General features: G+C 67.5%; 19 protein-coding genes and 1 tRNA gene. 19 read left to right on the forward strand and 1 reads right to left on the reverse strand.

Annotated elements, in window-relative coordinates:
* Window positions 1–77: 77 nt before the first annotated feature.
* From ACZZZN_RS02155 to ACZZZN_RS02185, 7 genes are all read left to right on the forward strand, one after another.
* Entirely contained in the window at window positions 78–1,217 is a 1,140-nt protein-coding gene (locus tag ACZZZN_RS02155; protein WP_463503598.1) for a carbohydrate ABC transporter permease, read from the forward strand.
* Window positions 1,214–2,173: a carbohydrate ABC transporter permease gene (locus ACZZZN_RS02160; RefSeq protein ID WP_463503599.1), complete on the forward strand. Its 960-nt coding sequence runs from the start codon at window positions 1,214–1,216 to the stop codon at window positions 2,171–2,173. The genes ACZZZN_RS02155 and ACZZZN_RS02160 overlap by 4 nt, the downstream gene beginning before the upstream one ends.
* Before the next feature lie 113 nt (window positions 2,174–2,286).
* Window positions 2,287–3,681, forward strand: a complete 1,395-nt coding sequence (locus ACZZZN_RS02165) for a cystathionine beta-synthase (protein ID WP_463503600.1) — start codon at window positions 2,287–2,289, stop codon at window positions 3,679–3,681.
* 60 nt (window positions 3,682–3,741) lie between these two features.
* Window positions 3,742–4,893 (forward strand): cystathionine gamma-synthase, encoded by a 1,152-nt coding sequence (locus ACZZZN_RS02170; RefSeq protein ID WP_463503601.1) that lies wholly within the window; start codon window positions 3,742–3,744, stop codon window positions 4,891–4,893.
* Between the two features lie 235 nt (window positions 4,894–5,128).
* Window positions 5,129–6,493: a multidrug effflux MFS transporter gene (locus ACZZZN_RS02175; RefSeq protein WP_463503602.1), complete on the forward strand. Its 1,365-nt coding sequence runs from the start codon at window positions 5,129–5,131 to the stop codon at window positions 6,491–6,493.
* Between the two features lie 30 nt (window positions 6,494–6,523).
* On the forward strand, window positions 6,524–7,159 hold the full coding sequence (locus ACZZZN_RS02180) for a phosphatase PAP2 family protein (RefSeq protein WP_463503603.1): 636 nt from the start codon (window positions 6,524–6,526) through the stop codon (window positions 7,157–7,159).
* Between the two features lie 29 nt (window positions 7,160–7,188).
* The gene (locus ACZZZN_RS02185; protein ID WP_463503604.1) at window positions 7,189–7,788 is read left to right on the forward strand and encodes an N-acetyltransferase family protein; all 600 of its coding nucleotides are present in this window, start codon (window positions 7,189–7,191) and stop codon (window positions 7,786–7,788) included.
* Between the two features lie 196 nt (window positions 7,789–7,984).
* Here the strand turns inward: ACZZZN_RS02185 and ACZZZN_RS02190 are convergent.
* Window positions 7,985–8,072, reverse strand: a tRNA-Ser gene (locus ACZZZN_RS02190).
* 261 nt (window positions 8,073–8,333) lie between these two features.
* Here ACZZZN_RS02190 and mpaB point away from each other — a divergent pair.
* The 12 genes from mpaB (at window position 8,334) to trhO (ending at window position 18,030) form a co-directional block, all read left to right on the forward strand.
* Window positions 8,334–9,380 carry a daptide biosynthesis RiPP recognition protein gene (gene mpaB, locus ACZZZN_RS02195; protein ID WP_463503605.1) on the forward strand — a complete coding sequence of 349 codons (1,047 nt, stop codon included), beginning with the start codon at window positions 8,334–8,336 and terminating at the stop codon, window positions 9,378–9,380.
* Window positions 9,377–10,636: a daptide-type RiPP biosynthesis aminotransferase gene (gene mpaD / locus ACZZZN_RS02200; RefSeq protein WP_463503606.1), complete on the forward strand. Its 1,260-nt coding sequence runs from the start codon at window positions 9,377–9,379 to the stop codon at window positions 10,634–10,636. Before mpaB ends, mpaD begins: the two co-directional genes overlap by 4 nt.
* A complete protein-coding gene (gene mpaC / locus ACZZZN_RS02205) occupies window positions 10,633–11,820 on the forward strand; it encodes a daptide-type RiPP biosynthesis dehydogenase (RefSeq protein WP_463503607.1) in 1,188 nt (395 codons plus the stop codon). Before mpaD ends, mpaC begins: the two co-directional genes overlap by 4 nt.
* A gap of 5 nt (window positions 11,821–11,825) precedes the next feature.
* Window positions 11,826–11,963, forward strand: coding sequence for an MpaA1 family daptide-type RiPP (gene mpaA1 / locus ACZZZN_RS02210; protein WP_463503608.1), 138 nt, complete (start codon window positions 11,826–11,828; stop codon window positions 11,961–11,963).
* Window positions 11,964–12,003: 40 nt separating this feature from the next.
* Window positions 12,004–12,129 carry an MpaA2 family daptide-type RiPP gene (mpaA2, locus tag ACZZZN_RS02215; RefSeq protein ID WP_463503609.1) on the forward strand — a complete coding sequence of 42 codons (126 nt, stop codon included), beginning with the start codon at window positions 12,004–12,006 and terminating at the stop codon, window positions 12,127–12,129.
* A 35-nt stretch (window positions 12,130–12,164) separates the two neighbouring features.
* Entirely contained in the window at window positions 12,165–12,284 is a 120-nt protein-coding gene (mpaA3, locus tag ACZZZN_RS02220; protein ID WP_314428368.1) for an MpaA3 family daptide-type RiPP, read from the forward strand.
* A gap of 120 nt (window positions 12,285–12,404) precedes the next feature.
* A complete protein-coding gene (gene mpaM, locus ACZZZN_RS02225; protein WP_463503610.1) occupies window positions 12,405–13,208 on the forward strand; it encodes a daptide-type RiPP biosynthesis methyltransferase in 804 nt (267 codons plus the stop codon).
* A gap of 2 nt (window positions 13,209–13,210) precedes the next feature.
* Window positions 13,211–14,884, forward strand: coding sequence for a daptide biosynthesis intramembrane metalloprotease (gene mpaP, locus ACZZZN_RS02230; RefSeq protein WP_463503611.1), 1,674 nt, complete (start codon window positions 13,211–13,213; stop codon window positions 14,882–14,884).
* A 14-nt stretch (window positions 14,885–14,898) separates the two neighbouring features.
* On the forward strand, window positions 14,899–15,615 hold the full coding sequence (locus ACZZZN_RS02235) for an ABC transporter ATP-binding protein (protein WP_463503612.1): 717 nt from the start codon (window positions 14,899–14,901) through the stop codon (window positions 15,613–15,615).
* On the forward strand, window positions 15,612–16,340 hold the full coding sequence (locus ACZZZN_RS02240) for an ABC transporter permease (protein WP_463503613.1): 729 nt from the start codon (window positions 15,612–15,614) through the stop codon (window positions 16,338–16,340). The genes ACZZZN_RS02235 and ACZZZN_RS02240 overlap by 4 nt, the downstream gene beginning before the upstream one ends.
* Entirely contained in the window at window positions 16,337–17,071 is a 735-nt protein-coding gene (locus ACZZZN_RS02245; protein ID WP_463503614.1) for a hypothetical protein, read from the forward strand. Before ACZZZN_RS02240 ends, ACZZZN_RS02245 begins: the two co-directional genes overlap by 4 nt.
* Window positions 17,072–17,136: 65 nt before the next feature.
* Entirely contained in the window at window positions 17,137–18,030 is an 894-nt protein-coding gene (trhO, locus tag ACZZZN_RS02250) for an oxygen-dependent tRNA uridine(34) hydroxylase TrhO (protein WP_463503615.1), read from the forward strand.
* Window positions 18,031–18,042: the final 12 nt, after the last annotated feature.

Genomic DNA, 18,042 nt, shown 5'->3' on the forward strand with positions numbered 1-18,042 from the left:
GCGGCCCACCTTCTCTCACCCGGTACGCGCATCGCCGCGCCGACCGGCGGTCAGCTCCGTCTCATGAAGGGGAATCCATGAACGCGACTGTGTTCTTCCAATGGATCGGGTCACTGCCCCCGATCGTCCAGGCCCTCGCCGTGGTCATCGCGTTCGCGGTGGTCGTCGTCGTCATCCTGCTTCTCGTCGACATCGCGCCTCGTAAAGGCGCGCTCTACACCGGCATCCGCCTCGCGATGTGCCTCCTCATCCCGCTCGCGGTGATGTGGTTCTTCAACTCCTACTACTGGGCCATGGGAGTCGCGGTCGCCGTCGGCGCTCTGTTCTTCTTCCTCGACTACCGCTCGCGCGACGGCGTGGGGTACCTGATCCAACTCGTCGCCTTCATGGCGCCGGCGATCCTGCTGCTTCTGGCAGGCCTCATCCTGCCGTCGATCCAGACCGTGTACGCGTCGTTCTGGAACTCGACCGGCAGCGACTTCGTCGGCTTCTCCAACTACCTGTGGATCTTCACGCAGTCCGACGGAGTCACCTCGGTCGTCAACACGATCGTCTGGGTGCTGCTGGTCCCGACTCTCTCGACGATCGTCGGTCTCGCCTACGCGGTCTTCATCGACAAGACCCGCGGCGAGAAGATCTACAAGCTGCTGGTGTTCATGCCGATGGCGATCTCGTTCGTCGGTGCGAGCATCATCTGGCGCTTCGTCTACGCCTACCGCGGTCCGGAGTTCGAGCAGATCGGTCTGCTCAACCAGATCCTCGTGTGGTTCGGCGGAGAGCCGCAGCAGTTCCTGCTGAACAATCCGTGGAACAACCTGGCTCTCATCGTCGTGCTGATCTGGGTGCAGACCGGTTTCGCGATGGTCGTGCTCTCGGCATCCATCAAGGGTGTTCCCACCGAGCTTCTCGAAGCTGCCGAGCTCGACGGCGCGAATGCCTGGGAGCGTTTCCGTTCGGTGACCATCCCGTCGATCCGACCCGCTCTGATCGTCGTGCTGACCACGATCTCGATCGCCTCGCTGAAGGTGTTCGACATCGTGCGCACGATGACCGGTGGAAACTACGGCACGTCGGTTCTGGCGAACGAGATGTACACCCAGTTCTCCAAGTTCGAGGCGGGACGCAGCGCTGCGCTCTCCGTCATCCTGTTCATCCTGGTGCTGCCGATCGTGATCTACAACGCACGCCAGATCAAGAAGCAGCGGGAGATCCGATGACCGACACCGTGAACTCAGACACCGGCCAGAGCACGAGGGCGATCACGACCGCCGGACGCTTCGAGGCCTCGGCGGGCCGCGCGCGCAAGCGACTCAGCCGCCCGTGGGCGACGGTCGCCTCGATCCTGATCGCCGTGGTGTGGACCATCCCGACGCTCGGACTCTTCATCTCGTCGTTCCGCGAGAGGGACGCGATCGAGACGACGGGATGGTGGACGTTCTTCACCAACCCGCAGTTCACGCTCGACAACTACGCAGCGGTGCTGCAGTCGGGCACCACGCAGCTGACCATCCTCGAGTCCTTCTTCAACTCGATCGTGATCACGATCCCGGCCACGATCATCCCGCTGATGATCGCAGCGATGGCGGCGTACGCGTTCTCCTGGATCGAGTTCAAGGGGCGCAACGCGCTGTTCATCTTCGTGTTCGCGCTGCAGATCGTGCCGATCCAGATGGCGCTCGTTCCTCTGCTGTCGTCGTTCTCGCGGGGCATCAACCTGTTCGGCGTGCAGGTCACGCAGGGACTCGACGTGGCGGGTGGGTACGCGCAGGTGTGGATCGCCCACACCATGTTCGCCCTGCCGCTGGCGATCTACCTGCTGCACAACTTCATGTCGGAGATCCCCGGCGAGATCATCGAGGCTGCTCGCGTCGACGGAGCATCGCGCGGTCAGATCTTCTTCCGGATCGTGCTGCCGCTCACCATGCCGGCGATTGCGTCGGTGGCGATCTTCCAGTTCCTGTGGGTCTGGAACGACCTGCTCGTGGCGCTGGTGTTCGCCGACGGTGCCGCCTCGCCGATCACGAAGGTGCTCGCCGAGATCACCGGACGCGGCGAGGGCTGGTACCTGCTCACGGCAGGAGCCTTCGTCTCGATCATCGTTCCGCTCATCGTGTTCTTCTCGCTGCAGCGGTACTTCGTCCGCGGGCTCCTGGCGGGTTCGACGAAGGGCTGACCCTTCGACAGGCTCAGGGACCCAGGTCGGGTCGAAGGACCAGGTCGGGTCGCTGAGCCTGTCGGGGTGCAACACAACCCCGGCCGCGGCATCCGTGCACGTACGCTGTGACCATGAAGTACGCCGAATCGATCGTCGACCTCGTCGGCGACACGCCCCTCGTGAAGCTCCAGCATGTCACTGAGGGCGTCGCGTGCACGGTGCTCGTCAAGCTCGAATATCTCAACCCTGGCGGATCGTCGAAGGACCGCATCGCGTCGCGCATCATCGATGCAGCAGAGGCGGCCGGTGACCTGAAGCCGGGCGGCACGATCGTCGAACCCACGAGCGGCAACACCGGCGTCGGTCTCGCGCTCGTCGCCCAGCAGCGCGGATACGACTGCGTCTTCGTCGTGCCCGACAAGGTCGGCGACGACAAGATCGACGTGCTGCGGGCCTACGGCGCCGAGGTGGTCGTCACGCCGACGTCGGTCGCCGCCGACAGTCCTGAGTCGTACTACAGCGTCAGCGATCGGCTCGCCCGGGAGATCCCCGGCGCCTTCAAGCCGAATCAGTACGAGAACCCGAACGGTCCGCGCAGCCACTACGAGACCACCGGTCCCGAGATCTGGCGTGACACCGACGGGCAGGTCACGCACTTCGTCGCCGGCGTCGGCACCGGCGGCACCATCACCGGCACCGGACGTTTTCTGCGCGAGGTCTCCGACGAGCGCGTGCGCATCGTCGGCATCGATCCCGAGGGCAGCGTCTACAGCGGCGGCACCGGACGCCCCTACCTGGTCGAGGGCGTGGGCGAAGACATCTGGCCGGGATCGTACGACCCGACGGTGCCGCACGAGATCATCGCGGTCAGCGACGCCGAGTCGTTCGCGATGACGCGGCGCCTCGCGCGCGAAGAGGGGATCCTCGTCGGCGGCTCCAGCGGCATGGCCGTGGTCGGTGCGCTGCGCGTCGCGCGGGAGCTTCCGGCCGATGCAGTGATGGTGGTGCTCCTGCCCGACGGCGGGCGCGGCTACCTGAGCAAGATCTTCAACGACGGCTGGATGCGCTCCTACGGGTTCAGTGACATCGAAGACGGCGAGACCGTCGCCGACGTGCTGTCGACCCGCGCCCTTCGGCAGGCTCAGGGGCCCGCGGGAGCGGTCCGGATCCCCGATCTGGTGCACGCGCATCCCTCCGACACGGTGCTCGAGGCGATCGGCATGATGACCGAGTACGACGTGTCGCAGCTCGTGGTGCTCAGCGCCGAGCCGCCGGTGATGATGGGCGAGGTCATCGGCACGGTCGATGAGAAGGGCCTGCTCGATCTCCTCTTCCGCGGCGACGCGAAGCCGGCGGATGCCGTGGGCGACCATGTGGGGGAGAGGCTGCCGCTCATCGGCATCCATGCGTCGATCGCCCAGGCGCGGTCGGCGCTCGCCGATGCCGATGCGCTGCTCGTGACCGAGGGCGGCAAGCCCCACACCGTGCTCACGCGTCAGGATCTGCTCTCATACATCTCGCGCTGAGGTGACGCCGGGCGTAACAGGGACGGATGCCGGGTGGGGGCCCGACGTAGGCTGAGGACCATGTCCGAGCATGCCTTCTCCACCAGAGCCATCCACGCAGGTCAGGAGCCCGACCCCACCACAGGGTCGATCATCCCGCCGATCTATCAGGCATCCACCCACGTGCAGGACGGCATCGGCGGATTCCGTGACGGCTACGAGTACAACCGCGCGGGCAATCCCACGCGATCGTCGCTCGAGACGCAGCTCGCCGCACTCGAGGGCGGTGCGAGCGCGCTGTCGTTCGCATCCGGCCTCGCCGCGGAGGATGCGCTGCTGCGCGGCATCCTGAAGCCCGGCGACCACGTCGTTCTCGGCAACGACGTCTACGGCGGCACCTACCGTCTGTTCGCCCGCGTGCTCTCGCCGTGGGGCATCGACATCTCGACCGTCGAGCTGTCGGACGTCGATGCAGTGCGTGCGGCCATCCGACCCGAGACGAAGATCGTCTGGATCGAGACCCCCAGCAATCCGCTGCTCAAGATCGTCGACATCGCCCTCGTCGCCGAGGTCGCTCATGCGGCCGGTGCGATCGCCGTCGTCGACAACACCTTCGCGTCGCCCGCGCTGCAGCAGCCGCTGTCGCTCGGCGCGGACCTCGTGGTCCATTCGACGACGAAGTACCTGGGCGGACACTCCGACGTGCTCGGCGGCGCGATCGTGTTCCGCGACGACCGGTTCTTCGAGCAGATCAAGTTCCAGCAGTTCGCGGTCGGCGCGGTCTCCGCTCCGTTCGACGCGTGGCTGACGACCCGCGGCATCAAGACCCTCGCGGTGCGGGTGCGTCAGCACTCGGCCAACGCGCAGGCGATCGCCGAGTGGGCGGCGGCGCGCCCCGAGTTCACGACCGTGTACTACCCGGGTCTCGCCTCGCACCCGGGGCACGAGATCGCGTCACGTCAGATGAGCGGCTTCGGCGGCATGCTGTCGCTCGGCCTCTCCGCCGGCGCTGCGGCGGCGAAGGCTTTCGCCGAGTCGACCGAGCTCTTCCAGCTCGCGGAGTCGCTCGGCGGGGTGGAATCGCTGATCGGCTATCCGCCCGACATGACCCACGCCTCGGTGCGCGGCACGGAGCTCGCGGTGCCCGAGAACGTCGTGCGTCTCTCGGTGGGCATCGAGGACGTCTCAGACCTCATCGCCGACCTCGAGCAGGGACTCGCGCGTAGGAGCTGAGTTCGGTCTGGCATCCGGGCGCGCGTTCGCGCGCGTCGCCCGCATGCACGCTCAGAAGACGGATGCATGTCGATACCGCGCGTTTCGGCCTGCATCCGTCCCTTTGGCATGCAGCTGAGTTCAGCGGGGCTGTAGCATGGAGACTTCGCCCGGATCGAATCGTTTCGAGACACCTCGACGATCCGACCGCACTCGCGACTCGACCTCATCCCCCTCGAATTCCGGAAGGACCGTCGTGCCCGACGCTCCACGCACTGACTCCATCCCGACGACCCCCGCCACCGAGCGGACGGCTACCGGCAGCATCCGCATCCCGTCGCCCACCGGCGCGATCCGCACCCTCGGGTCGAACCCCGCCACGGCGCCGATCATGCTGCACCCCGGCGACTCGATCTCGAACCGACGACGCGTGCTGTACATCGTGCTGCTCGGCGCGCTCACCGCGCTGGGCCCGTTCACGATCGACCTCTACCTGCCGGCCTTCCCGGTGCTCGAGCGGGACTTCGACACGACCGCCGCGGCGATCCAGCTGACGCTCACCGGCACCATGATCGGCTTCGCCCTCGGCCAGCTGGTCGTGGGCCCGCTCAGCGACAAGGTCGGTCGTCGCCTGCCGTTGATCGCCGTGACGGCTCTGCACGTGCTGGCGAGCGTGGCGGCGGCCCTCGCGCCGACGCTGCCGCTGCTGAGCGGCGCCCGGGTGCTGATGGGCGTCGGCGCGGCCGCCGGTGGTGTGGTCGCGATGGCGATCGTGCGCGATCTGTTCGGCGGGCGTCGACTGGTCGTGATGCTGTCGAGGCTGGCCCTCGTGTCGGGTGTCGCGCCGGTGATCGCTCCCCTCATCGGCTCGTGGCTGCTCACTCTCATGCCCTGGCAGGGAATCTTCGTGGTGCTCGCCCTCTACGGCGTGGTCATGCTCATCACGACGCTGATCTTCATCCCCGAGACGCTGCCTCGGGCGCGCCGACAGGAGAAGGGCGGGGCGACGGTGATGCAGCGCTATCGCTCGGTGTTCTCCGACCGCGTCTTCATCGGCGTTCTCATCATCGGCGGGATGACCTTCTCGGGTCTGTTCTCGTACCTGTCGGCGTCACCGTTCCTGTTCCAGCAGACGCACGGCCTCGACGCGCAGCAGTACGGCATCCTGTTCGCCGTGAACTCGCTCGGCGTGGTCATCGGAGTGCAGACCGCCTCGAGGCTCGCGGCTCGATTCGGCCCGCAGTGGGTCATGGCCTATTCGACGGCCGCACTGCTGATCGCCGGCACGGCGATCATCGTGACCGACCAGCTCGGTCTCGGACTGTGGGGCACCGTGATCCCGCTGTTCTTCTTCATGACCGCGTGCGGCTTCACCTTCCCGAACGTGCAGGTGCTCGCCCTCGACCGTCATGGCAAGGCGGCGGGCACCGCCGCGTCCGTCATCGGAGCGACCAACTTCGGCGTCGCGGGACTCATCTCGCCGATCGTCGGCTGGGTGTCGCAGGGCGCCGGCATCACTGCGACGACCATGGCGTCGGTCATGGTCGGATGCGCGGTCGTCGGTGTGCTTTCGCTCTGGCTGATCGTGCGCCCCCGCACCGTCGGCATGCTCGCTCCCTGATTCTCAGCCTCCGACCGGCAGAATGGTGCGATGAGACGACGCGCGCTGCTGTGGTGGGGAATCGGGATGCTGGTCGCGGCGACGCTTCTCGGAGCCATGATCGTGTTCGGCTACACCGAGCCTCCCGGGTTCGACAGCTGGTGGAACGAGACGATCAGCACGTATCGCGCCGACTGGATGCTGTCGTTCGCGCTGATCCTCAATGACATCGGCGGCGGGTGGGTCGCCATCATCCTCGTGCCGCTGCTCATGATCATCGCCCTGCTGATCGCGCGGCGGTGGCGTGCTGCCGTGTTCGCCGCCGTGGCGTTCCTCGCCAGCGCGGGAGCGGTGCAGTTGCTCAAGCAGATCTTCGGGCGTGCGCGACCGGAGGACATGATCGTCCTGAGCGACTACGGATCCTTCCCCTCGGGGCACACGGCGAACGCGGCGACCATCGCGGTCGTGCTGTGGCTCGTGTTCCCGCGGGTGTGGACCGCGATCCTGGGTCTCGTCTGGGTCGTGCTGATGGCGATCTCCCGCACGCTGCTCTCGGTGCACTGGGCGACGGACACCCTGGGCGGGGCGCTCGTCGGCGCCGGGGTCGTGCTCGTGCTGGGTTCCGTGATGCTGCCCTGGGTCCAGTCGGCATCGCGGCGGGCTGAGGCGCCCGCGCCGATAGGCTGACGGCACACCCATCTCATCGAGGAGTCGTCGTGCCGCGCATCCGTCCGTATCGTCCGTCCGACCGTGCAGCGCTCTACGAGGTCTGCACCAGGACTGCGGATGCCGGAGCCGACGCGACCGGAATCTTCTCGGACGACTCTCTCTGGGGTGACCTGTTCGCGGTGCCGTACGCCGAACGGCACCCCGACCTCGCGTGGGTCGTCGAGACCGACGACGAGCGGGTGATCGGATACCTCGTCGCGACCGACGACACGGATGCGTTCGCCACCTGGTTCCGAGACGTGTGGTGGCCGACTCTGCAGGAGCGGTATCCGCGCCCGACCGGAGCGACGACCCGCGAAGAGCGGATGATCGAGTACGGCTACAGCCAGGCGCCGGGGCGGAACGCGAACGCCGCGGAGTACCCCGCCCACCTGCATATCGACCTGCTGCCCGAGACGCAGGGGCAGGGGCTCGGGCGCGCGTTGATCGAGACGCTGTTCGACGAGCTCACCCGACGCGGAGTGCCGGCGCTGCACCTGGGTATGGACCCGGACAACACCGGCGCCGCGGCATTCTATGAGCGCCTCGGTATGCATCCGTTGCCGGCCGAATCCGGCGGGCAGCAGTACGGAGTGCGGTTCAGCTGAGTCGTTCGGTGCCGCCCACCCTGATGGGCGGACTTCTCCCCGATGGGCGGAAGGATGCCGATTCAGCGACCGCCCGATAGGGAGAAGTCCGCCTGACGCGGTGACGGCGGGAGTCCGGTGCTCGGTCCTCCCCGAGTCCCCAGTGCTTGATAAAAAGATCAAGGGCCCCCGCTGAAGCGGAGACCCTTGATCTTTTTGGCGGTGACGGCGGGATTCGAACCCGCGGTTGCTTGCACAACACACGCTTTCCAAGCGTGCTCCTTCGGCCGCTCGGACACGTCACCAGGAACAACCTGAACAGTCTATCCGATCGCACCGGATGCCCACGACCATACCGGATGCCGTCGCGCCCGCCTGCTGCGCGGGGAGGGCCGTCTTCGGATTCGTGCGACGCCCTGATCCCATCGCGAACGAAGAATATTGCAGGCCGGAGTTCATGCGCATAGCCTCATATGGCGACACATCTTTTACGTACGACGTCACACATTCCGGGGGGAACGTGCCATGCAGACCGGTTCGATCAGGGCATCACGGGACGGTCGCTCATGAGTGACATCCGGGCGACGACGGCGGAGCTCGAGGGAGCTCGGGCGCTCCGTGAATGGATCACCGGAGAGCGGACTGACTACGCGCGGGTGTTCTTCATCGAGCGCGGTGCCATGACAGACGACCTCGAGGAGGTGGTCGACGTCGGCGACGTGCTTCTGCTCCCCGAGGATTCGGGCCCCTACACGGGGCGAGCCGGTGCAGTGCGCTACAGCGGCGATCTGAGCGAGATCGGAGACGAGCTGTTCATCGGTGAGCGGAGCGTCGAACTCCAGGACTACATCGCCGCGGCCTTCGTGCAGATCGTCGGTCCGACGGCGGTCTGCTTCTTCGACGAGTCCAGCTGGGGTGCCTTCGTCGACGACGCGGAGCTCGCTCGGCGCACAGGCGTCTTTCCGACCGCGTTGATCGATCCGCGTATTCTGCTCGCCGACCGCGCAGCCATCGAGAGGCCGGAAGAACTCCACATCCCGAACGCTCTCCGCGTGAGTCGGGATGGCACGATCGGCGTCGGCGTGCGGGGCAGGACCATCGGTCGGATCGATGAACTGAAGACCCTGCTGACGGTCCCGCTGCCGCGCGCAGTGGCGCGGCGAGGAGCAGCGTCGGACGCGGGACGATCGGTCGACCTTGCGGGCCCCGCATGGATCGGCAGATATCTCGCCGCGACGGACCTGATGAAGATGCTCGACCTCGTCAACGGCACAGCCCGGATCTCGGGGTTCGGCTGGTCGCTGATCGACGATGACCGCGCGGATGCCGAACCGCTGCACGCAGACCCTTTCCTGATCGAGACCGCTGACGGGCTCGTGCTCGCTGACATCACCACCCTTCGCCGCCAGCTGCTCGCGCCGGCGACGGCAGACGTCGTCGCCGTGACGCAGACCTCGAGCGGGCCCGAACTCGCCGCGGAGCGCGTTGCTCGGCACCTCGGCCTGTCCGTCTCGGAGGCCCGAATCCTCTGCCGAGAGGCGGTCAGCGCACTCGGCATCCACTTCGGCACCCGAACCGAGCCGTCCGGCCGGATGACGGGCAGCGCAGCGTGAGTGTTCCTCATGCGCTGTGGGCATCGATGGTGCCCGCTGACACCGCCTTCACCCCTGATCAGGTCGCGGTCGCCGCGTCGGGTAACCGCATCCGGTTCGCCGACGGGTCTGACCGCCTCTGCGCGACGAGCGGCCTGTGGAACGTCCCTCTCGGGTTCGGTGCCCCGGCGATCGCCGAGGCCGTCGACAGAGCGACGCGGGATGCCTCGTACCTGTCTCTGTTCCGAGGTCCGCATCGGTACGCGGAGATCGCTGCCGACGCGCTCCTCGAGCTCGCGGGTCCGGGCAGATACAGCCGAGTCGTCTTCTCGACGTCGGGCGGGGCGGCGAACGACGCCGCGATGAAGCTCACGAGGCAGTACTGGTCGCAGCGAGGCATCGGATCCCGTTCGCTCATCGTGGGTCTGAAAGGCAGCTATCACGGCACCATGTACGGCAGTCATGCGCTGAGCGGAGACGATCTGCTCCAGTCGATCTACTCCGTCGACCGCCGGTCGGTGCGCCACGTCTCGCACAGCGACGACGGAGAAGAACTCGAGGCGCTGCTGCGGCGAGAAGGCTCCAGAGTGGCGGCGGTCGTCGTCGAGCCGGTGCTGGGCAGCGGCGCGCACGCGCTGTCCGACGCCTTCGTCGCTCGACTCCTCGCCCTGCGCGAGCAGCATGGATTCCTGCTGGTCGCCGATGAGGTCGCGACCGGTTTCGGACGTACCGGCACGATGTTCGCCACCGATGGCTGGGCTCCCGCTCCGGATGTCCTGATCCTCTCGAAGGCGTTGACCAACGGCGCGACGGGTGCGGCGGCGCTGCTGGTGGGAGAACTCATCGCCTCCGAGTTCGTGCGCGGCGGCTGGACCTTCGTGCACGGCGAGACGCAGGCGGGAACGCCTGCGTGCGCGGCGGCCGTCGTGGCGGTCATCGACGAGCTGCACCGCCTCGACGTGGGGCCGACGACTCACGCGCTCGCGGCACGCCTGGCAGGCCTGGCGGCGGGGTGGGAGTCCGACGGCCTCGTGAGCGGGGTGACGGGGCGTGGCTGCTTCGTCGGACTCGGGCTTCGTACCGGGGACGACACTCCACTCCCCGGTCCCGAGGTGCTGCGGGTGGTCTCTGCCATCGCGCAGCACGGAGTGCTGGTGCAGCCCGGCCCCAGCGCGATCCAGGTGATCCCCGCGTACGGATTCGACGCGGGCGAGCTCCTCCACCTGGATTCGGCCGTGCGGGCGGGCATCGCACAGGCCCGGGAGGAATACGCATGAGCTCTCCGTTCGCCGCGTCGGGGCCGACGCTCTGGCACGGGCGGGACGTCACGCGCCGGATGCTCACGCGCCTCACCGCGGGGCGGGAGGCTCTCGTGATCGCAGACGCGGCGATCGACGTGTCCTGTCTGGTCGGGGGATCGCTTCGGACGATCGAGATGGATGCTCAGACGGTGGACGTCGACACGGTCATCATGGCGGCAGAAGACATCGCCGACCGCCGACCGGAGGTCATCGTCGCGGTCGGCGGAGGGAGCATCCTCGATGCCACCAAGTTGGCTGCTCTCGCGCTCGCTCCCGGGCGGGTGCTCGATTTCGCCGTCGGGCGGGCGACGACGTCGGCGCTGACCGTGCTGCCGGACTCTCGGCCTGCGGTCGACGTCGTCGCCGTGCCGACGACCGTCGGCACCTCCTCGGAGACGAACAGCGTGGGCATCATCAAGAACGACAGGGGGTACCGGCTCATCGTCGGCAGCTCCCTGCGTCCCCGTCACGCCATCATCGATCCCTGCAATCTGGTGACTCTCACCTCCACCGCCGTCAGGGAAGGTACCCTCGAGGCCTTCCTCCGCCTCGCAGGCGCGTCGACCAGCCCACTCACGAGCGCGCGGGGGAGGAGCGACGCCGTGGCGCTCGCACATGCGCTTCTCGACGCAGGCACACGAGACGTACGATCCTCCGACTCGCGGCTGCGCATCGCGCGACTGAGTGCGGCGACTCAGCGCAGCGCGGCTCTGCGCGGCCGAGATCCCTACAGCGCTCGCCATTGGTATGTGGCGAACGAAGTCTCCTTCGTGCTGAGAGTGCGCAAAATGGTGGCGACGGCGGCGATCGTCGCTGCGGTCTGGCGTCGGATCTGCTCGGGGGAGACCCGCTGGGGCGACCGCGAGAGCCTCGAGGGATTCTGGTCGCGCGTCGCGAACGGAGCGGACCTGCCGCTCGACCCACCGGCCGGAGTCACCGCGCTCATACATCGGTGGGGAGTACCGCTTCCCCCGAGGCCGAGCCTGCGGGAGATGGGTCTCATCGCCGCGGCCACGGAGAGTTCGTGGGGAGATCGCCTTCCGATGCTCCCCGGTCTCATCGCGACGGATTTCATCGACCTGCTTCGTGATTCTCACTGGAGCCTCAGCCAATCGGCCACGAGTGCCGACTCCCCGACGACGATCGGCCAGAGGAGGTGAAAGAGATGAACGAGATGAAAGAGACGGTGGACATGCGAATCGAGTTCCAGGAACTGGACGAGATGGATGCCCCCAGCTGGGAGAGCTTCTACAAGGGCGTGATCGGCGCGCTGATCATCATCGGCGCAGCCGCTGCGACATGACCGCACGGTCAGAGAAGACCTGAGAGAAACGGAGAAGGACATGCAAGCAGCGATCCCGACGCTCGAGTTCACAGAACTCGAGCCCATGGAAGCACAGGACGACTCACTCGATTTCACTCGAGGGTTCGCCCTGGGCGTGATCATCGGCATCCTCGCGCTGACATAGGAGTCCGTGCGCAGAGTGCACCGAGGAGGTGACAAGTGCAGACAGAATCACTCGAGTTCCTGGAACTCGAACAGATCGACGCCCCGCTCGAATGGTGGGAGCACGCGAGCTACATCATCGCCATCATCGGCGGCGCAGCAGCGATCGCGACCTGACCGGAATCGCGACCTCGCGATCCCACCGAAGGGGTGCGGGCAGATGCAGCGCGCCCGCACCCCTACCCACCCGCTGTGAGAGGCGATGCATCAATGCCAGGCGTCATAACCGAAACCGTGATGGCAAGGCTCGGCGAGGTCGGAGCGATCCCGAAGCCGCAGGACCTGTACGCCGGAGAGGGCACCGACTTCTACGAGCGGCTCGTGGGGCCCGACCGCGCAGAGATCCGAGAGGTACTGGCACTGGCGAGGGGAGCCGAGGGACGTGTCCTCGATATCGCCGCGGGGAGCGGAAGGCTGACGATTCCGCTCGTGCGATCGGGCAGGTCGGTGACAGCGATCGACCTCTCCGACGACATGCTCTCCCACCTTCGCCATGCGCTGCCGGATCACCCGCGGCTGGAGTGCATCGTCGCCGACATGCGCGACTTCTCGCTGAGGCGGCGCTTCTCCCTCGTGATCATCGGTGCGACATCCATCACGCTGCTCGACCGCGACGGCAGATCCCGCCTGTACGCGAACGTGCGACGCCACCTCCGAGCCGGCGGCGTGTTCGCCTTCACTGTCGCAGGAGGCGCCTCTGCAGAGAGCCTCGCGGCACCGAGAGACCACGAGATCGAGGTCCCCGGAGAGCACGGTGACGAGACCTACCTCTTCTCCCAGCAGGTGGACGAGGACAGGACCGCGCGCCTGGTCAACTGGGTGCGCGCCTCGGATCTCGCAGCCGGCGGCGAGGTGACGGTTCTCACGAGCCGTCTGCGACTGCTCAGCCACGAGAGTCTCTCGCGAGAGCTCGTCGAGGCCGGCTTCGCCGAGCCTGCCGTGTCGCCCGTGCGCACCCACCGTGGAGAGGACATCCTCCTTCTCACGACACGACGCGCGGATGCCCCGTGTGCGACGGACCACGACGTATGCGACGTGTGACGATGTCGCCGAGCAGCCACCCGCTTCGACGACGCTCCCGGGCATCGGCGCCCTTCACCGCCGACACGCGGCCGCTGCTCGCGTCTGCGGTCACCTTCGAGCGCGCGGGCGCCGACGCCGTCTGGATCGCGCTGCTCGACGGGGTGCCTTCATCGAGGGTGTCGCGAGAGGTCATGCACCTGCTCACCGCGATGGACGGTGAGGCGGCGCTGCGAGAACTGCACCTGCGCTTCGCCGCATCGGAGCCCCTCGAGAGCTTCCTCCAACTGATCCAGCGATTCCGCACCTCCGGCCTTCTCGACGCAGAGGCGTCACGCACACCGGGGCGCGTGGTCTATCGGCCACCCTTCACCCTGCAGCTCGCGACGCTTCGTGCCCCGAGTCTGTTCCGCCGTCTCGATCGGATGATGATCCCGCTCTCGCGTCGCGCGGCTCTGACCTCCCTCGCCCTGCTGCTGGCTGTGGGTATCATCGCCGCGGTCCTCCAGTGGAGCGAGCTCGTGGAGGTCATCGCCACACCGGTGCCGCTCTCCGGACTCGTGGCTCTCGTCGTGGCGCTGTCGCTCATGACGCTGCTCCATGAGGGCGCCCACGGAATCACACTCACGAGGCTCGGCGGCAGGCCCCGTCGAGCGGGGTTCATGCTCTACTACCTCACGCCGGCCTTCTTCGTCGACGTGACCGACGGTTGGCGCCTTCCCGACCGGAGACAACGCGTGGCGATCGCGCTGGCGGGCCCCGCAGTGCATGCGGTCGTCGGCGCGCTCGCACTCGCTGTCGCACTGATCGTGCCGCAGACCGGTGTCCGGCAGACGCTGCTGCTGTTCGCGCTCACGTGCGTCGCCGTCGTGCTCGTCAACCTGATCCCGTTCGTGCGATTCGACGGGTACATCGCCCTCATGAGCGCTCTGGACGAACCCAACCTCCGGACCAGGACCATCCGCGACGGCGCGCACTTCCTGACCCGTGTGCTGTTCGGCGGCCAGCGCGCGACCAAGAGCCTGAACACCTGGTGGAGCGTGCCGTTCGGCCTCGCGAGCCTCGTCGGTCCCGTCGTCCTGGTGCTTCTCGCGCTCGTGCGCATCGCGCGAGCGCTGGCCGCCGGCGGACCGTTCTTCGGGGTGCTCATCATCGTGCTGGAGGCCGCCGTCGCTCTCGCCGGAATCTTCTTCATGGCGAGAGCTCTGCGACGGGTCTTCCGCTCGGATGTCTCTCGACTTCGATTCGTGTGCGTCTGCGCCGCTCTGGTCTCGAGCATCGCGATCGCGGGATCCGTCATCTCCGTGCCGCTGTCTGCCACGGTCGGATTCGCCACGCTCGGTGACCGCGTGGTGCTCGTGCAGGCCGGTGAGACGGCCGGCACGCGCATCCCCGAGGGCGCGCGCGTCGTGCTCCTGAGCAACGGCATCCTCGTGAACGAGCAGATCGGTGGCGGAACCGCCGGTCCGCCGCGATCCGAGCCGACCCGGGTGCCGCTCGACGCGCTCTTTCCGGTGCAGGCGCAGGGCGCGACTGTGCCGGCCGTGATCATGGCCGAGGTGCACGTCTCCGACGAGAGCGGGCTCCTACCGCCGACGGGACAGGCGAGAGTCGAGCTGGGCGTGACGAATCTGTGGCAATCCCTCTGGGTGACCGGCGTGATGGCTCCGCTGTCGAGCCTCCAGAGCGAGCAGTGAGGAAAGGAATGCAGATGAACGACAACGCGATCGAGGTCCGTGGCCTCACGAAGAGGTACGGAGATCGGGTCGCCGTCGAAGACCTGTCGTTCGCCGTGCCGTACGGGTCGATCGTCGGACTGCTCGGGCCGAACGGCGCCGGAAAATCGACGACACTCCGAGCGCTCGTGGGCCTGCTCACACCCACCGCGGGCGACAGTCTGATCGACGGTGTGCCGTTCTCGGCCCTCGACAATCCCGCCTCGCACGTCGGCGTGCAGATGGACGGTTTCGGGTTCGAGGGCGGCATCACGGCGAGGCGCCATCTCGAGATCTGCCGCCTCGCGGCCGGCGCACCCCGGGGGCGGTCCGACGAGCTGCTCGAAGAGGTCGGGCTCGCAGCCGACGCCAGACGTCGCGTGAAGACATTCTCCACGGGCATGGCTCAGCGACTCGGGTTGGCGGCCGCTCTCATCGGGGCGCCGCGAACACTCATCCTCGACGAGCCGGCGAACGGGCTGGACCCGGACGGCATCCGGTGGCTGCGCCGGTTCCTCCGCGGTTACGCGGAGCGCGGTGGGACGGTCCTGATCGCCAGCCATCAGCTCGCCGAGCTGGAGCAGGTCGTCGATGAGGTCGTCGTCATCAAGAGGCGGGCTCTCTTCGCAGGGCGGCTTCACGACCTCGTCTCGAACCACGACGACTCGCTCGAGAGCAAGTACTTCGATCTCGTCGAGGGAGCATCCGCATGATGAACGCGATCCGCAGCGAGCTGCTGCGCGCGGTGAGCGGGCTCTCGATCGTGCCGGTCTACGCCATCGCGCTCCTCCTGCCCGCGTTCGTGCTGTTCTCCGACGGCGCCCGACTCGACCTCACCGGTCTCGACTCCGGCGCGGCCACCGCTCTGCTCCTGGAGCCGCTGGCCTGGTCGGCGATCGCCGCGGCCTTCGTCGGTGCCTACGGTGTCACGCGCGAGAGCTACTACACCTCCCTCGATCGAACGCTCACGGGAACCGGCTACCGCCACTCGTTCATCGGCAAGCTCGTCGCCGGCGCGCTCGCCGCGGTCGCCGTGTCGGTCTTCATCCTCGCCGTGTGGACGGCGGGTGTCGCGTTCTTCCTGAGTCGGGACGGACGGGAAATGGCCCTCACTCCGGACGCGTGGCGCATCTATTCCGGTGCGCTGGGTGGCGCGATCCTCGGCGCGCTCATCGGAGGAGCGATCGGCTGGATCACCCGGAACTACTACGTGACGGCGGCGATCGTGCTCGTCCTTCCCATGGTCGTGGAGTTCGCGCTGCTGAGGACGACACCGGAGGTGGCGAAGTTCTCGCCGGGGCTGGTTCTGGCGGCACTGAGCGTTCCCCGACACCAGGATCGTCTCCTCGATTCCCTCCCGGCTCTGGGTGTGGGTCTCGCCTGGGCGATCGGGCTGATCGCGGTCGCCTGGATGCGGGGACGCAGGAGGAGCGCGTGATCGCACGGTCCCTTCGCGCCCAAGCGCTCGGCGTCGCGGGCGATGTCGTGCTGCGGTGGGTGTCGCTGGCCGCATTCGCGATGTCGCTCTCGCTCGCCACGAGCATCCCGCAGGAGTTGATGGATGCTCCGGCGCAGATCCGAGAGTCGCTCACCGCGCCCCTCAGCACCGTTCTCGCGACGTACGGGGCCGTCCTCGCGGCCGTCTACGGGTCGTTCCGATACACGATCGACCGACGTGACGGCGTCGTCGCGCAGCGTCTGATGCTGCAGTCGCGGTGGGTGACGCTGCTGGTCAGGGTGCCCGCTTCGGCTGTCGGCGGAGCGATCGTCGCTCTCGCGGGAGTCGTCGGAGGCCACGCGGCATTGGCCGTCTCGATGGGCGGGATCCCGGTCGACGTGGCCGCGATCGGGTCCGCGATGACTCTCGGGGCAGTGGCGGGCCTGTGGGGCATGGGGCTCGGGATCCTCGTGCGGTCCCACCTCGTCGCCCTGTTCGTCGTCTCACTGTCGATGGGAGCCGCGATCCTCGTTGCGATGTTCTGGAACGCCGGCGCCGCCTATCTTCCGCTTCTCGCGCTGCTCGCGGCCTTCCGCTTCGATGTCGCCGCCGTCGGGATCACGCCGCAACACGCTCTCGACCCACCCGTCGCCGTGCTCATCGCCGTCGGCTGGGTGCTGGCGGCGCTGTGTGCGGGAGCAAGCTCGTTCCTCAGACGGGACGTGACGTGACGGGACGTGACGTAGCCGAATCGAGCCGTCACCGTTCGACCAGACGAGCGGCGTAAAATCTCTGGGTGGCAACCCCCAAGATCGTTCTCTTCTACGTGTTCACCCCGATCGCCGATCCCGAGGCGATCCGCGTGTGGCAGCGCGATCTCGGCGAGGTGCTCGGACTGCGCGGCCGGTTGATCATCTCGAAGGACGGTGTCAACGGCACACTCGGGGGCGATCTTCCCGTGCTCAAGAAGTGGGCGCGATCATTCCGGTCGTACGCGCCGTTCGCCGACGCCGACATCAAGTGGAGCGAGGGGACCGGTGTCGATTCCGACGGTCGCAGCCTCGACTTCCCCAAACTCAGCGTCAAGGTGCGCGACGAGATCGTGTCGTTCGGAGCCCCCGGAGAGCTCCGCGTCGACGAGCGCGGTGTCGTCGGTGGCGGAACCCGGCTCAGCCCGGAGGAGCTTCACGAGCTCATCGGCGAGCGGGGCGACGACGTGGTGTTCTTCGACGGACGCAACGCTCTCGAGGCGGAGATCGGGCGGTTCCGCGGTGCGGTGGTCCCCGACACCGAGACCACGCGCGACTTCGTGCAACTGCTCGACTCGGGTGCCTACGACGATCTCAAGGGCAAGCCCGTGGTCACGTACTGCACCGGCGGCATCCGGTGCGAGGTGCTCTCGAGCCTCATGACGTCGCGCGGCTTCGGCGAGGTCTATCAGCTCGAGGGTGGCATCGTCCGCTACGGCGAGAAGTACGGTGACGACGGGCTGTGGGAAGGCTCGCTCTACGTGTTCGACAAGCGCGGCTCGGTCGACTTCTCGGATCACGCCGCGGTCATCGGGGAGTGCGCAGGATGCGGCACGCCGACCAAACGCACGGCGAACTGCCCCGACCTCTCGTGTCGGACGCAGTTCGTGGTGTGCGAGTCGTGCGATCAGGTGCGCTGCGACGCGCACGTCGCAGCCTGACCGGCAGCTCAC

The sequence above is a fragment of the Microbacterium sp. AC145 genome (genome assembly GCF_979258505.1).